The 16,329-nt window shown below is 60.9% G+C and carries 7 protein-coding genes; 5 read left to right on the forward strand and 2 right to left on the reverse strand.

All coding sequences use genetic code 11. The features are described from left to right. Positions 1-13 precede the first annotated feature (13 nt). The gene (locus ODQ19_RS00660; RefSeq protein WP_330209075.1) at positions 14-1,432 is read right to left on the reverse strand and encodes an amino acid permease; all 1,419 of its coding nucleotides are present in this window, start codon (positions 1,430-1,432) and stop codon (positions 14-16) included. A 459-nt stretch (positions 1,433-1,891) separates the two neighbouring features. Between ODQ19_RS00660 and ODQ19_RS00665 the strand changes: the two genes are divergently transcribed. Together ODQ19_RS00665 and ODQ19_RS00670 are read left to right on the forward strand one after the other, a co-directional pair. Next, a complete protein-coding gene (locus ODQ19_RS00665) occupies positions 1,892-6,928 on the forward strand; it encodes a hypothetical protein (protein WP_330209076.1) in 5,037 nt (1,678 codons plus the stop codon). Between the two features lie 80 nt (positions 6,929-7,008). Beyond that, positions 7,009-10,101 carry a transglycosylase domain-containing protein gene (locus tag ODQ19_RS00670; protein WP_330209077.1) on the forward strand — a complete coding sequence of 1,031 codons (3,093 nt, stop codon included), beginning with the start codon at positions 7,009-7,011 and terminating at the stop codon, positions 10,099-10,101. Here the strand turns inward: ODQ19_RS00670 and ODQ19_RS00675 are convergent. Further along, entirely contained in the window at positions 10,088-14,725 is a 4,638-nt protein-coding gene (locus ODQ19_RS00675) for a hypothetical protein (RefSeq protein ID WP_330209078.1), read from the reverse strand. The genes ODQ19_RS00670 and ODQ19_RS00675 overlap by 14 nt on opposite strands. A gap of 301 nt (positions 14,726-15,026) precedes the next feature. Here ODQ19_RS00675 and ODQ19_RS00680 point away from each other — a divergent pair, with 301 nt between their 5' ends. Genes ODQ19_RS00680 through ODQ19_RS00690 form a run of 3 tightly spaced genes read left to right on the forward strand, consistent with a single transcriptional unit; the run spans position 15,027 to position 16,203 of the window. Next, entirely contained in the window at positions 15,027-15,644 is a 618-nt protein-coding gene (locus ODQ19_RS00680) for a dermonecrotic toxin domain-containing protein (protein WP_330209079.1), read from the forward strand. Next, the gene (locus ODQ19_RS00685; protein WP_330209080.1) at positions 15,629-15,838 is read left to right on the forward strand and encodes a hypothetical protein; all 210 of its coding nucleotides are present in this window, start codon (positions 15,629-15,631) and stop codon (positions 15,836-15,838) included. Before ODQ19_RS00680 ends, ODQ19_RS00685 begins: the two co-directional genes overlap by 16 nt. Then, positions 15,835-16,203: a hypothetical protein gene (locus ODQ19_RS00690; RefSeq protein WP_330209081.1), complete on the forward strand. Its 369-nt coding sequence runs from the start codon at positions 15,835-15,837 to the stop codon at positions 16,201-16,203. The genes ODQ19_RS00685 and ODQ19_RS00690 overlap by 4 nt, the downstream gene beginning before the upstream one ends. The last annotated feature ends 126 nt before the right edge of the window (positions 16,204-16,329 follow it).

The raw sequence follows: 16,329 nt of genomic DNA on the forward strand, positions 1-16,329 counted from the left end.
CCAGCTCCCACATTTAGGCGGAGCGGGTCGCGCTGCTGTTGGTGACGGCGGGCTGCAACTTGAATACGTAGTACAACACGGTCAACAGCACCAGGAACGCAGGCCCTACATACAGCGCCACACGGGTCTCCGGGAAGTACGCCATCAGGCCCACCACCAGCACCAGGAACACCAGCGCCAGGTAGGAGCTGACGGGGTACAGCCACATGCGGTACTTGAGGCCCGCTTGCTCGGCCGGGCTCAGGCCTTTGCGGAATTTGAGCTGGGCCAGCAGGATCATCAGCCAGGTCCAGATCGCGCCGAAGGTAGCGATGGAGGTCACCCACACGAACACCTGGTCCGGCACCAGGTAGTTGAGCAGTACGCCCAGCAACAAGGCAAAGATCGACAACAGCAACGCCTTGCGTGGCACGCCGTTACTGGAGGTGGTGCCGAACGTCGCCGGCGCCTGGCCGTTCTGCGCCAGGCTGTAGAGCATGCGCCCGGTGCTGAAGATGCCGCCGTTGCACGACGACAACGCAGCGGTGATCACCACGAAATTGATGATGCCCGCGGCGGTCTTGATACCCAGACGCTCGAAGGTCATCACGAATGGGCTGCCCTGGGTGCCGATTTCATTCCACGGGTAGATCGACAGGATCACGAACAACGCACCCACATAGAACAGCAGGATGCGCCAGAACACCGAGCCGATGGCGCTGGGAATGGTCTTCTGCGGGTTCTTCGCTTCACCGGCGGTCAGGCCGATCATCTCCACGCCCAGGTAGGCGAACATCACCATCTGCAACGACATCAACACGCCCGTGATGCCATTGGGCATAAAGCCGCCGTGGGTCCACAGGTTGGAAATGCCCAGCGCTACGCCGTCATTGCCAAAACCAAACGCGATGATACCGACGCCGCCGATGACCATGGCGATGATAGTGACGATCTTGATCAGCGCGAACCAGAACTCGAACTCACCGAACGCCTTGACCGCGATCAGGTTGATGGTGCCCATACTGATCAACGCCGCCAGGGCCCAGATCCAGCGCGGGGTGTCGGGGAACCAGACGCCCATGTACACGGCCACGGCGGTGATTTCCGCCACACAGGTCACCAGCCACAGGAACCAATAGTTCCAGCCGGTGAGAAAGCCCGCCAAGGGGCCGAGATAGTCTTGGGCGTAACGGCTGAACGAGCCGGCGACAGGGTTGTGCACCGCCATTTCGCCGAGGGCACGCATGATCACCAGGATCGCCAGGCCGCCAATGATGTACGAGAGCATGATCGCCGGGCCAGCCATTTCAATGGCCTTGGCCGAGCCAAGGAACAGGCCGACACCGATACAGGCGCCAAGGGCCATCAGGCGAATATGCCGTTCACCGAGTTCGCGTTTGAGCGGACCGCCTTGAGCGGTCTCGCCATGGGGCAGTGGGTTGCCGACTGGCATAGGGTACAACCTCATCTTGTTATTGGATAAACCGCCTAGTCTCACACAGACACGCCGATAAGCCTGGCAGCGGAGTAAGTCCGATGCTGTCTCATGGAGAGACTCGCGACGTAGGACAAAACCTACAAGACCGGCGGGGCGTGCAGTATAAAAACCTCAGCGCAGGGTCTTTCACTATAAAAACCCAAAATTCCAGCGGTAACTCTCGGAAAAAACCGGGTTTATGGAGGGGCATTACCTGATTTATCCCTGAAAGCCGCTGCCCGAAACGGCGGCGAGTATTGCACAGCCTTGGCGCATCGTCATGCCCCTGCCATCGCCTGATTGCCAGTGCCGAAGGCTCTGAAACAGGGCTTTCAGGCCATAGCGACACAACCCATGGAAAAAGGCGAAAGGTCCCGGTGAAGACGGCGCCCGCAACCGGCACGCTCTGTCATTACCTTCAACGAGACTTAATGGATGACTGAATTGACCACCCGGCATGAGCAGCCGACTCCATCCCAGCGCCAGGACGGCGATCGGCAAATGCTGAACACCCTGATCGCACACCTCAAGACCCAACCCTACGCCCCCGCAGACTTACTCCCGGTGCCAGCCCACTGCGCCCTCGGCTGCTGGCTTGTGCTCTATCGCCAAGCGCTCGGCCACCCCTCTTTCGTGGCCTGGGCCGGGCAGCGGCGTTTCAACCCGATGCAAGTGAACGTGCGCAACGGCACTCTGTATGCCAACGGTGCCACCTTCACCGATGAGGATGCCAGCGGCTGGCAGCAGCTCGCGCCGCCCATCCGGGCCATCGCCCAGATCATCGACCCTGATGCCATCGGCTTGGCCTATCCTGCCGCTGACCTATCACTGAGCGCCCGCCAGGTGCTGCGGTTCCAGGGCTGCCCCCAACCGACAACGCTTGCCCAGCGCGGCGTGCTGATTGACGCACTGGGCAGGACCGAACCTGCACTCGCGGACGCGTTCGAGCGACTGAGTCAGGATCTGCACGCAACGGCCAATGCACTGCACGCACAGATCGTCGAAGACGACCTGAACGAACAAACATTCAACCTCTTGAGTGTGTATCGCTGCCGATTCCGGCTGGCTTGCGACTCGTTCTGGGCCGTGACCATGAACACCGCCGCAACGTTACTCGGGGAAATCACTGAGCATCCGCAGTTTCTCGCTTTGACTCGCCCGGATTCACTGACCCCCGGCCTGTACGAATTTGACCACCAGCAACACTCGATCAGAGGCGCCGGCCCCTGGGGTCAACGGGTAGACATCAGCCATGAGCAACTGTCGCCGCTACCCCTGGGCGATCGCCTTGAACGCTTGCAGGCCTGCTCTGCGGCCCTGAACCTGTTAGTGCATCAGGACGGCCAGTTCAGCCTCGCACAGTTGCTCAGTTTGCACGACCTGCCGTTGCCGGATAATCGCGAGGCGGCCTGGGAGCTGATGGCGCAACTGCGGCGCAGCGAACCGGTGCCGGTGCCGCCCGTGAGCGATCTGGCGCATTCCGACGTCGCCTTGTTGCAGTATCGACAACGCCTCGAAACCACCCGGCTCGCTAGCCCCCAGTTGGGTAATTACTGGCAAGCCCTGGGTATGCCACTGCCGGGTGCACTGACCCTTTCAACCGAACAACGCGCCAAGGTGATCCACATTAGCGCCACGTTCGTCGCACCACCCAGCCCCGGTTTGTTCAACCTGCTGGCCGCCGATCTGCCGCCAGGGCCACCGGATGAACAACTGCAACAACTGCTTGCAGCTCCCCGTGCGCAGAAGCTGGCCGACTTGCTGCTCGGTGCCATGGGCTGGTTCGGCCACGCCCCCGGTGAAGCGACCAGCAACACCAGTCGAGACGCATTGGTCCTCGCCGCGCTGATCCTTAGCCTCGACCCACAGGCCGCACAAGCGCGATACACCGTCGCCGGCCTGAACCTGAACCAGAGCGATTTCCACGGCCATCGCTATGCAGACCTGCGCCGCTCACTTGAGCTGCACCTGATTGAGGTCGGTGTTGCTACTCCTCAAACCACAGCGTTGGCCGCGCACCTGTTACTGGCCGGTATCGCACCAGAATTTTTGGTGCAAGGCATCCCAGATTCGCTGTACTTCATGACCTCCCACGCCTGGATGCTGTTCAAACAAGGTGTGATGCTGGCAGAAGAGCTCGCCTGCGGGTCAACACGACACCTGGCGTTCAGCAATATCATAGCCCTCGCCACCCAGGAGCCTGCCACGGACCAGGAGCGCTTGTGGCGCGAGTATTACGCCACCGCCACCCTGATCGACTGGGCAATCTGCCAAGGTGAACTGCAACCGGCGCAGGCCTATCGAACCGAAGAAATCGACGCCGTCAAAGAACGCCTGAAAGCCCGTATTAAGACCTTGCACGACGCAGCCGAAACCTTGCGCAGCAAGCTCATCACGCGCCGCCGCCTGGCCTTGGAGGACCTTAAACGCGTCTTCCCCAACCACCGCTGGCTGAAGAAAAAATGCCTGCAAGAAGGGCAAGACTTCCCCCGACTCCCCTCCCTCAGACCGACTACGGGTGTAAAACTTCAATCGTTGGTGGACCTGCACATGGGCGGCCACCTGCACCCCATTGACGATAAGTGGCGCTCAACCGACCCCGAACTCGACCTCTCCACGCTGAAAAAAAGTTTTGGTCAACTGCGCGATATCAACGCGCTGTTCATTGAGGCGGCGGGTGCTTACACCCAACAACTCAAAGAGGCCTACACCCAGGCCATCAGCTACCTGCTGTCGCAGCTACCTCTGGCCGACCGCAAGCGCTTGCACGAGGGTGCGGTGCAACTGCTGGTGGTGAGGCAAGCCGCCAGCAAGCCGCAGATTGAAGAAGGGCCCGGGGAGAAAATGGCCCGTACCGGCCGGTTCGGCTTCATCCTGCGGTGTACGGCAGGCGACACCCGCCATGACTACGAACTGTTTCCCCTGCTCAATCAAGTGCAAAAAAACACCCGCCTTCCCGCCACCCTGGAACTGGGTGGCCGCCCTCTTAAAGTCGCCACCGGCGCCCCCCACAGCACACGACCCATCGCCTATTTGCATGAGGGCAGTCGCTTGGCCATTGATGAGGACGCCTACTTCAAAGGCAGCCCACCCACACCGGACAAGTATTGCAACGTGATTGTGGATCGACTCTGGCATGTCGCCGGGCTCCCGACCACGGCCCGGCCGCTGGTACTCGACTCGCCAAGAAACCTCACGTTGGCGAGCAACATCGTCAGTCAACACTTTTTCATTGATATCGATACCTGGGTAGCCCAGGCCAAAGGCTTGACCACCCTTGAACAGCGAAAAAAAAACAGCGAGCAGCTGTTAGAGGCGCTACTGGGTTTCATCCCCTTCTGGACCTGCGGTCACGACCTCGCATCAGGAGAAATCAAGCGTGTACTCGATGGCACCCTCGGCTGTTTCTTCGACATGCTTGGCTTGATCATGCCGACCAAAGGCCTTATTACCAGCGGCTGGGGCCGGCTGATCAAGCCCGCACCGGCCTACTTGAAACTGCTGCACCTGACCAGACTCAGCGCCACCTTTATCAATGAGCTGATCAACCCATTGGAGGCGGTGCCATCGGCGGTGCGCCTGACGGCCTATGGCCTGGCCAGGTTAAACCACTCAGGCCAGCGGGCACTGGCGGGCGCACTGCGTCATGCCCAGCAACGTCTGGCCCACGGGGCGACGATGGATTACGCCCGGCTGATCAACCGCGCCGACGTCAGGTCTGGCGTTCTGATGCAGCCTGAGGGGTTTACGCCTCTGTTGGCGATCAGACGGGCCAACGCCTGGCGTGCCTTTGACCCCTTCAGTGCAAGGCCGTACGGTCCCGCGCTGGAAGGTTTTCAACTGGACACCACGATGGCCCTCACACCGATCAGCTTCGCCGACGGCTACAAGGCGCTCGTTGTAGAGCCCTTTTTTGACACGGCGCCCTTGCTCATTCAACGCGCCGACGCAACCGACTTGCTGGACCAAGACCGCGTCTGGCGTTTGTCCCATAAACACCCCGGCCAGCTGGACGAACTCACCTCAGCAGTCCACACCAAGCTCACCGACCACTTCGACACGATCTGCCCCGTCGACAGAGCAAAGCGCAGCCCGGGGGTGCCCCTCATCTGTTTCACCAAAAGGCTGTACGCCTTCAAGGATTCGATTCATAAACGTCGAGTCCAGGCGCTCGACCATATTCGCATCCAGCCGGCGCCGATGATCGATGGCAACAGACGCCAGTTGGTCTATTACCGAAACGTGCATGATGTCACCCCGCACTACGACAGCTTCGAGTTGACCCCTCAACCCCAACCCTCAGTATTGATCTACCAACCGCAGGTCAGCGGCAGGCGCATTGACAACGAGCCGCAGTTCGGACTGCCCGAAGATGACCTGGACAACCTGCTCACCCGTAAAACCCAAGTGGTGGAAATCGATGGGCTGGTGAACCTCATCAATGACCGCAGAACCCTTCGGGCGCTGGAGATCACCCTACCCAACACGACAAAACCTTACTGGGTGGCCGAGCCCGATGTGGGAGTTTTTTACCGGACAAACGCAACGCCCAGCGGCCCCGACACCTTGCAATTCCACCAATTGGATTTCAGCCGAGGCGGCGACGACACGACCCTGATCAGGGCCTATTGCGACACCAAAATGCAGTTTTTACGCGCTGGCGGGATGATTCCCGACCAGCCACTGGTGACACTGCCGACCCTGGAGGTCCTGTACCGACAGTTGAGCAGGCGCGGCTTCCTGCCCGCGAAAATCGAAAAAATCCGCAAGAAAGCCAGCACCCTGAGTGTCATGAAACAGCGCGAATTGCTGCTCAACGCCTCGGACCAGGGGCGCCGCCTGGACATCAGTGTCGCCTCGCGCCCGGTCCAATTGGACATCTGGCCGCCAAACCCCGGCCTGGGCGCCCAGCACAATCAGTACCTCGCCCAGCAAGCCAACGCCAGCACCCAGGCCATGCTGGAGAGGACCGGCCTGAGATCCGCGAACGTCGTAGGTGAAACCCCGCAAGAAATCCTGCGACTGCAAGAAGCTGAACCCGTAGTGATGTGGGAATACAGCAAGATCGGTCACCCGAACTACACCGAAGTCATCCTCAAGACCGGCGCCGGCAATTGCGACCAGATGGCCCATGTGGCGTGTGAAATGATCCGAACCAATGGCGGCGTCGCTCATGTGTGGAGCTGCCGGGGCCATACTTTTGTGGTGGTGGGTACGATCCCCGCCGGCCTGACCCAGACCCTGGATTTCCAGGGCGCCGGCTGGGCGAACCTGTATATCTGCGACCCCTGGACGTCCATTACGTGTCCGGCGCAGGACTATATGCGGCAACTGAGGATAAAAATGACCGTCTGGTACCTGGAGGACAAGATGGTGTTTTTCCATGATGGCGCGAACTATCGCTGGGAACTGGCCAATCATCCGATCTGGCTGAACATCCTGGAGACCAGTATTAAATTTGCGCAGCCATGACCACAATTTTTTCCCGGCAGGCTGCCAGCGTCTAAGCTTCAGGCAAGTCCGATCAATCTGCGTGCAGGGATCAATCGACTATGGGCGCACTGTGGCAAACCGAATCGAGCAAAGCTGCGAAACGACAGGGCAGTTCGGACCCGGTGCCTTTACCCGAACATAAACCTCGGCCCCGCTATGTGCGGCGCCTGTTCTGGTTAATCGTGCTGATGGCGCTGATAGCCCTGGGGTTTGCCGCCGTCAAAGAGATGCGCACCTCACGCCTGCAGGCCCAGGAACTCAGCCGCCTGGCCCGCAGCCTCACCTACCAGGTCGAGACCGGCCCCAGTGCTGCCATCGTCTATCCTGGCGCCGGCCCATTCGACCGGCGCCTGGGTTACAGCGACCTCGGCACCTTCCTGCCGCGCTTGATCAAGCGCGGTTATGTGATCGAGGCCCAGGCGCGTTTTTCTCCCGCACTGATGGACTACAGCGCCAAGGGTCTGTTTGTGCCCTACGCGGAAAAAATCCAGGCCGGGTTGTCCATCACCGACTGCCGTGCGGTGCCGCTCTACCAGTACAACTACCCGCAACAGCTGTACGAAAGCTTCACCACGATTCCTCCCCTAGTGGTCAACAGCCTGCTGTTTGTTGAAAACCGCGACCTGCTCGACCCCACTCAACCCCAGGCCAACCCTGCCGTGGACTGGCCACGCTTTGCCAACGCCGCGTGGTCACAAGTGGCCAAGGTGCTGCACCTGCCGGGGCAGAGTGCCGGCGGCAGCACCTTGGCCACGCAGTTGGAAAAATACCGCCACTCTCCGGATGGCCTGACCGTATCGGGCACAGAGAAACTGCGGCAGATGTTTTCCGCCGCCGTGCGTGCCTATCGCAACGGGCCGCAAACCTTACCGGCGCGGCAGAATATCTTGCGTGACTACCTCAACAGCGTGCCGCTGTCGGCAGTGCCAGGCCACGGTGAAGTGCACGGCTTGGCCGAGGGTCTGCGGGTGTGGTATGGCGCCGACTTCAAGCAGGTCAACCAGGCGTTACTTGGACCGGTGAACAGCGCACAGGGTTTGGCCTTGCGTCAGGTGCTGGCGCTCATCATCGCCCAGCGCCGCCCTTCTCACTACCTGGCCAGAGGACGCGACGAACTGGCCCGGCTCACCGACAGCCACCTGCGCCTGCTGGCCCAGAACGCGGTGATTACACCCGCGCTGTTGCAGGCAGCGCTGGCTGCCAGGCTCAACTACCGCGACTGGGTGCAACAGCCCACGGTGCAGCCCATCGAGACCAACAAAGGCATCAGCATGGCCCGCGCACGCCTGGCCGCCCTGCTCGACCGCCCGCTGTACGACCTGGACCGTCTCGACCTGTCGGCCACCAGCACCCTGCAAGCGCCGTTGCAGGCCCAGGTCAGCGATTACCTCAAACGCCTCGCCGAGCCCGAGTACGCTCGCCAGGTCGGCCTGCTCGGCGATCGCCTGCTGACCCCAACCAACACGGCACAAGTGCGTTACAGCTTCACCCTGTTCGAGCTGACACCGGACGGCGCTCGGGTACGTGTACAAACCGACAACACCGACCAGCCCTTCGATATCAACGAAGGCAGCAAACTCGAGCTGGGCTCCACGGCCAAGCTGCGAGTGCTGACCACCTACCTGCAAATCATCACCGAGCTGCACGACAAGTACGCCGCACAAGCCCCCGCCGCACTGAAGAAAGTCGACATCGCCGAACAGGACCGCCTCAGCCGCTGGGCCGTCGACTACCTGATCCAGACACCGGATAAATCCTTGGCCAACATGCTCGACGCCGCCCTCAACCGCACTTACTCGGCCAGCCCCAACGAAGGCTTTTTCACCGGCGGCGGCATGCATCACTTCCACAATTTTCGCAACGAAGACAACGGCCGCAACCCGACCCTGCGCGATGCCCTGCGCGAGTCGATCAACCTGCCGTTCATTCGCCTGATGCGTGACCTCGTGCGTTTCAGCACCTATTCGGGCGCCAACAACAGCGCCGAGTTGCTCAAGGACGACAGTGACCCGCGCCGCCAGGAATACCTGGCCGACTTCGCCGACCGCGAGGGCACGACGTTCCTGCGCAAGTTCTGGAAGAAGTACCAGAGGAAGGACACCCAGGCCCGCCTCGACACGTTTCTCGACGGCCTGCGCCCCACGCCAATTCGCCTGGCCGCCGTGCACCGTTACTTGTTGCCCAACGCCAGCCAGGACAGCTTCGACCTGTTCCTGCGCGCCCACCTGGACGGCGTCAAAACCAGTGAGAAACTCACCGACGAACGCCTGCAAAAACTCTACAAAGCTTACGGCCCCGGTACCTATGACCTGCCCGACCAGGGCTATATCGCCAAGGTGCACCCGCTGGACCTATGGCTGGTGGGCTACCTGCTCAACCATCCCGAGGCGACCTTCAGTGAGATGGTCAAAGCCAGCCAGTTCGAGCGCCAGGAAGTCTACAGCTGGCTGTTCAAGAGCCGCCACCAGAGCGCCCGCGACAGTCGCATCCGCACCATGCTTGAGGTCCAGGCATTTCTCGATATTCATCAGCGCTGGCAGACGGTGGGTTATCCGTTCGACCACCTGGTGCCCTCCCTGGCCACGGCCATCGGCAGCTCCGGCGATCGCCCGGCGGCGCTTGCTGAATTGATGGGGATCATCCTCAACGACGGCGTGCGTGCACGGGTGGTACGCATCGACAGCCTGCACTTTGCCGCCGATACGCCGTATGAAACCCAAGTGATCAACGACCCCGCCGAAGGCAAACGGGTGATGCCGCTCGAAGTGGCGCGAGCACTGCGCGGGGCCTTGTCCCAAGTGGTGGATGCCGGTACGGCCAAACGTGTGGCCGGCAGTTTCAAGCTCGACGACGGCACGCCGCTGGCCATGGGCGGCAAGACCGGCACCGGCGACAACCGTATCGAAGCCATCGGCGCCGGTGGGCGGGTGCTCAGTTCCAAGGCGATCAACCGCACCGCGACCTTTGTGTTCTACATCGGCAACCAGCACTTCGGCACGCTCACCGCCTTTGTGCCGGGCAGTTCGGCACAAAATTTCAAGTTCACTTCGGCACTGCCCGTGCAAGTGCTCAAAGGCATGGCGCCGATTCTGGTGCCGTACTTGACGCCAAGCAGCCAGACGCTGTGCCAGCCCGTGGCTAGTCAACACTGAAAAACAGGCGTCGAGCAAAAGGCCGCGTGATCTTCGCCCGGTCAATTTCCAAAGTCTGGCGCACGCGCCCGGTCTGGCCGGTGCGGATACGGGCGAATGCCTGGGCCTCGACCTGGGCCTGTGCCTCGCGACCAAGGCGCTCCTGCTCGGGGCTCTTGATGTGAGGGTCGCCCTCGTAATGATCATCCGGCCCCTGGGGCCTTTTGTAGTGGAAGTGGGCGTAGCACAACGCACGTTGGTTATCCCGTGCGTCCGCGACTACATACACCTGCAGATAATCATCGGTTTTACCCTTGAGCCGCACGCGTTCGCCTTGCTTGAAAATACGCACGGCATCATGACGCAGAAGAAAGTCAACGTGCTCCTGGGTCGTGGGCCGCAGCCGGGTCGCTCTGATCCGTGCGTCCACCCCGGCCGCTTTCAACCGGGCCTCTGCCAGCCGCAGGTCGCGCGCCATCGCCAGTGCCTTGGCTTGCTGCACAGCCACCAGTCGGAAGGTTTCCATACCCTGGCGCCTGCGGTCAATCGACTCGGCGGTCCAGCGGCGGGTATTGGCCTGCGCCTCGAGCAGGTACTCCAGGGAAGACGGATCGTTGATTCGCTCAATCAGAGCGTCGACCTGTTGGATCGCTCTACGCTCATCATCCAGCAGCCCCTGAGCCTTTTTCAGCAAGCTACCGAGCTGCGCATCAGGCTTGGGCGTCGGCCTCACAGGTTCCCAAACCCCGTCCTGGGCCTCGGTAAACGTGCCGATGAGCTCGCCGCCCGCCTCATGCAGCTCTGCGGTGACGGGCGCCAATGACGTGGCTTCATTGATCTGCGCCACATACATATCGTGATTACGCGTACGGATAATTTTTTTACGCCGAGTGCCTTGGGGCACGGGAGCGGGTGCAGCAGGCCGTTCTGTCTGGGGTTCCGGTTGCAGGAGGCTCACCAGTTCGTTTTCGACCTGTTGGTGCAGGCTGGCCAGCAACTCCTGCAGTTTTTGCAGGTACACCAGGTCGAATTTTTCCGGTTCCATGGCACGCCAGAATTCAATCTGATCGTCAACCTGTGCATAGACGTGATCAATATTCTTCAGCAGTTCAATGCGTTCTGCCGGCGTCGCTTGCAGCTGTTGTAAGTCCGCCAGAGAGCGAGTGGCACGGCGTGCACGCTTGATGGCTTCGCTGACAGCGTCAAAGAAATCGTCGCTGAGCTCAGGCCCCGTAATATCGATGGAAATGCCCCACAAGGTCGTCAGTTGCACGGTTTGCAAGTCCGGTATCAAAGGGCGCTCGGTTAATGTCAGCCCCTGGGCCTTGTCCCGCCCTAGTCGGGGAACACGGCTCAATTCATCCAGATAGCCGGCCTCCAGGGTTCGCCAGCGAATGGCCGTTTCCTGTACTGCCGCCAACTCACGCATGAGGGTGCGCAGTTTAGCGTGATCCTGACGGTTGATATCCGAGTCGGCCTCTTCCGGGGTTTCATCGCTCAGCCGGTCCAGCAGCGGCCTGAGCCTGGCATTGCAGTCCACAACGTGTCGTCGAGACTGTGCATCCAATAACTGTGCGGTCAGAATCACTGACTCCAACACTTGGCAGAGTTCTACCTCATAGCCAAGGCGAGGGCCCAATTCCCGCAGGCGCTTGAGCAGCTGCAACTCCCGCTGTGCATACTGGAACTTGTTGCTCATTTCCTGACCATAGCGCTCCCACGCCTGGGTGCGTTGCGGGTCAGTGATTTGCCCGGCGGCCCGGGTCGCCAACGCGCGAGCCAGGTGCATCGCGGTGTTCGCCCGGGTGCGGTCCGCCTGCGCTTTTGTATATTCAACCTCAAGCGCTGCGTGGGCAGCCTGCTGCGCTTGCTGGTCATGCTCAATCACCTCGTCGGGATTACCGCCCGGAAACCGCAGCCTCAAGTCGAAGTCCCACCGCCCCTGGCCCAGATGCCTGAGCCAAGGCCCAAGGGTGGCGCCATCAGCGCTAACCACCCGGACCACGCCTTGATTGATTTGCACCCGGTACAGCGCCCCTCGAACCAACGCCTGCCATTGCGCAGGCGTATGAGCGGTATCGCGCAACAAGCCCTGGGCAGCACCACTGGGCTCGGCGTTATCCAGGGCAACCGGCCAGGGCGTGGGAAAGGTTTTCAGCCGCAACCGCTGGATCAATTCCCTCTGCTGCGGGGTCAGTACGTCGCGGGCATTGGCCCAGCGGGTGGGTGTGTAGAACGTCGCAGGTGCGGGAACAGGCTTGAGCGGCACCGACAGTTGTGCGGGTTCGACACGCGCCAAAGGTGCAAACACCGGGTGCTCCAGCGCCAAATGCTGGTGGGCATTCTGGGGCGTGGCCTGATGGGCCACAATCGCCATCAGGTTCGCCAGCATGTCGGTGAGGGCAGCGCTCCTCGCTTGCCCGTCGTCACTCTGCAGCCCTTGGATATCGCGCTGCGCGCTGTCGACTAACTGAGCCAGCCAGCCCCCCAGCATCAACGGCCCGTTGAGATACGGCAGCACAGTTCCCAACAGCAGCCAACCGGCCTGCTTCAAGTCGGCCCAACGCTGCTCGGCATTCGATACCGACTGGCGGTCCGCCAGGGCTACCAGTGCCTGGGCCGTGGCGTTGAACACCTGATCCGCGGGGTCGGTGGCGGCCACCTGTTTGCTCAGTTGTGCCGGTGCCGGCGCCTCATACACGCTGAATTCATCGCCCGGTAGAAAGCGGCGAATATGCGGCTCATGAAAGCCATTATTGGCATAGACCGCCTGGCGCGCAGGCGCAAGCCAGGTCAACACATTGTCCTGCAGGACGCCCGCGGTCTTGATCGCCGTAAACAGAGCCTCCAGCGATTCATATTCCTGCAGCATCGGGCTGAACAGTGGCCGGTACAACAGGTGCGGGCCGCCTTGCCCCTGTTGCGGCCCGATGATGAACATGTTGGCGACCACATCCGGTGCAGCATTCGCCGAAGCCTTGAACGCCAACGGCCACAGCGCGACAGCCTGCCCACCGACCTGACGTTCGGCGGCACTCGCCTGCAAGGCCGCGAGAACCAGCTGAAAACCGCTCCGGGTCACACCGTACTCGCCCTTGATCTTCGATTCCAGGGCCAACATCGGCAGTTGCACTCGCAGTTGCCGGCTGAACTGCTGCCGACGGCGGGTGACCTCAGCCGTGTCGTCGATCAGCTTTTTTTTCAGCAGGGCGGGATAGGTTTGCCCCACGTCCGCCTCATCCACACAGCATTTGATCAGGCTGTACGTCAGCCAGGTCGGTGCCGCTGCATCGTTGAGCGTGATGCGCTTGACGGTGTGCGGGAACCCAGCGAGGTTTTCCAGGGCCAGCTCGGTCAGCGTCACCGTGACCGGGTCCACCTCACCGGCAATGAACCCGCCCGGCACCGGCACGGCTGCCGCGATCACTCGATCAAAGGTCAGCGAAACGTCACCCGGCTGGAGTTTCGTCGCACCAGGTTGCGCCCTCAGGCACTGCTCTACCTGACGGTCGGCGTACTGGGTAATCGACTCGATACCCTCAAGAAAATGCGCTGCCCCGCTTTCATGCTGGGCCAACACCCACTGCTGCAACAACTGAGCATAGGCGATGCTGTCCTCTGGGCCCGCCTGGGCCAGCCACCCGGGCATGACCTGGCGCAAGCGTTGCTGGGGCGCGCTCAGCTCACAGATAAACCAACGCCTGGGATCAATGATGTAATCGAGCAGCGCTTGGCACGCCTGCGTCGCGCGCGGCACAGTACGCTGGATACTATCGATCTCCAACAGCTGGCGTGCCAGGTAACTTGACGCCAAGGCATCGAACGGGTCGCCCTGAGCCTCCAGGACGAACCAATGATCAGCCGCGCCCGTCAGCACCGCGCTGGTATAAGCCGGCAACATAGCGCCGATGTCGTCCAGGCTATTGAGCACGTGGATACCGCTAGCCGGGCTGAACAGCAAGGTGGTCGAGGCATGGCTGAAGACCAGCAGCGGCAACATCTGTATTTGATCGCCCCCTTGCAGGTGCACGGTCTGCACCCGCAACGGGCCGCCATGCAGGCTCCATGCAGCGGTCGGCCGCACCGGGCGTAACAGGTTTTTGGGGAACAGCGCAGCGAAACGGTTTTCGTCCAGGCCTGGAGGTTTCGGTGAGTCGTAGAGCAACGCCAGCAGGTGGTCGGACAGATAGCCCCAACGGACCCTGTTTATCGGAACAGGCTCACGCCACCACATTTGCAAACGATTGGAAAAGAACCTCAGAAGCACCGCACCGCACTCATTGATCAGCTTCTCCAGCTCAGCCAGGGTCGGCCCACTTGACACAAACACTTCGCGAACCTGTCGGACCACAATCTGATACTGCTCGACCAATAACGTCGGCCTGGCGCCGGCCAAGCGCTGCACCAGTAATTCAGGCAAAGGCTGATAAGCGTAGGACGGCAATGCATCGGTGCTGCCAGCGGTGGGTGTGCCTATATGGATCAGGCCGGCCATCCCTTGTTGCGTCGCAAAATGTTGGTCCAGATAGGCTTGGGCAGCCTCTTGCGCCACAGTGAGCAATGACGGTGGATCACGGAACAGGGTCTCGATTTGGTCAATATGGGTTTGGCGCAGGGAAGCTGGGCCGGGCTCGGACAACGTCATGACAGGGTTTCTCGGTGTGATGGAACCATCGACGCTACAGCCTGCCCGACATCCCGTGTCGATAGACAGCTACTGCCAAGCGCGTCCCTGCGCGAGCCTAGTCTGAGCGCCCGACTCACTCCAGAAAACAAGCCATGAGCACCATTGCCCCCTCTACACACGAAGATAAAGGCCAACATTACGCAGTCATTCGCCAGGCTTTGCCCGACTGGATCAATACGCTCTCGGTATCACGCGTCGGCGCCTTGAAATCGAGCCGAAAAATTATGCCGGACTGGTACAAAAGTGCCTCGCCGAGCCCTTGTTAAAAACCGCGCTGAAACAACAATACAACCTTGATGTCGATGTCCGCAGCACCTGCCTGCGGCTCTATGCTCCGGCCGACCAGGCATGGTGGGTCAGGGACTTTGGCGGTGGCGTGCAAAGCAGCACGGTGTCGCTGCTGGACGCGGCACTGCACAATTTTGCCGACAGCGAGGCGTTCACCGCCGATTCGCAATTCATCACCCAGCCTGACGCCTTGGGCCATTTCGAAGTCGTCCCTCTGAAAGCCCGGCTGTCGATCCAGCAATTCAAAACGCTGTTTCGCGACCTGGACATCGGCGCCCAGTACCAACAGCACCTTGAGAGCTATCTCGGCCAGACCGCCCCTGTGGTCGAAGGTGTACTGCGCGCCCGGGTGCTGCTCAACCAACAGGCCGCCCTCACGGTGGCCGCGCGCATGGCATTGATCAAGGGCGATATCCAGGCGCTGGATCATGCGTTGATCACAGGTTTGATCAAGGGCCAGCAAAACCTGATGCTCGACGGCAAGGCCGCGCACTGCCATGACCTGAGCCGATGCACCATGGCGCGATGCAGGCAGCACAGGAATCAACGCTGTCCATCAGCCGTGAAGCGTTATTGGCAGGCCGGCTAACCCCACGCGTCGTCGACTTTCTGGACAAAGCCGAGCTCACCGCTCTACTCGGCGAGCCCTTGCCCGCCGACAACGAGGCACGGGCGCAAACCCTGCGTGAGCAACTGAGCGGTTATGTGGCCTCGCGCAAGGACGACAACTGGCCAATGCCTACGACAAGGTTATCGAGGAGGAGCAAGGCGACGGGCTGGTGAACCAAATGCTTGAGCAGTATTTCTGGAGCGACTACCTGCTCAATACCCGTCCCGAGGAGTACCGACAGATCAAATGCCAACATGAACAAGCCAGTGAAAGCATCGACGATTTGCGCCTGGCTCAAAACGCTTGGGCCGCCCATGAGCAACTGTCACCGGAGCAACAAAAACCGGCCACCCGGATCCAACTCCGGCAACGTCTGCTCAACCTGGCAGACGCGCTGAATGTACCCCATGAGCAAGTCCTGACTGGCGAGCCTATGACAGATGAACAGTACTTGAGCCTGTTTCTCAATAGTTTCCATGACGAACAGGAGCTGGGCCGCCGCCTGACCCGCCAGGCCATGGTTACCGCCGGGTTATAACCCTCCGTCCCATTGCAGGAGCGAGCAGGAACCAGGCGGCCCCTGGTTCCTGCAAAAACCGCAGTGACACGCAGAGATAAAAGGCCCATGCAGTGGTTATGTATGGCCGCCCCTTTGCCCAGGGTT

It is taken from the genome of Pseudomonas sp. AM4(2022), assembly GCF_036346515.1.
Classification (GTDB): Bacteria; Pseudomonadota; Gammaproteobacteria; order Pseudomonadales; family Pseudomonadaceae; genus Aquipseudomonas; species Aquipseudomonas paracarnis.

Coding starts and splice junctions, on each gene's coding strand:
- ODQ19_RS00665 (WP_330209076.1), top strand. CDS start 1,892: ATGACTGAATTGACCACCCGGCATGAGCAGCCGACTCCATCCCAGCGC.
- ODQ19_RS00675 (WP_330209078.1), bottom strand. CDS start 14,725: ATGACGTTGTCCGAGCCCGGCCCAGCTTCCCTGCGCCAAACCCATATT.
- ODQ19_RS00660 (WP_330209075.1), bottom strand. CDS start 1,432: ATGCCAGTCGGCAACCCACTGCCCCATGGCGAGACCGCTCAAGGCGGT.
- ODQ19_RS00670 (WP_330209077.1), top strand. CDS start 7,009: ATGGGCGCACTGTGGCAAACCGAATCGAGCAAAGCTGCGAAACGACAG.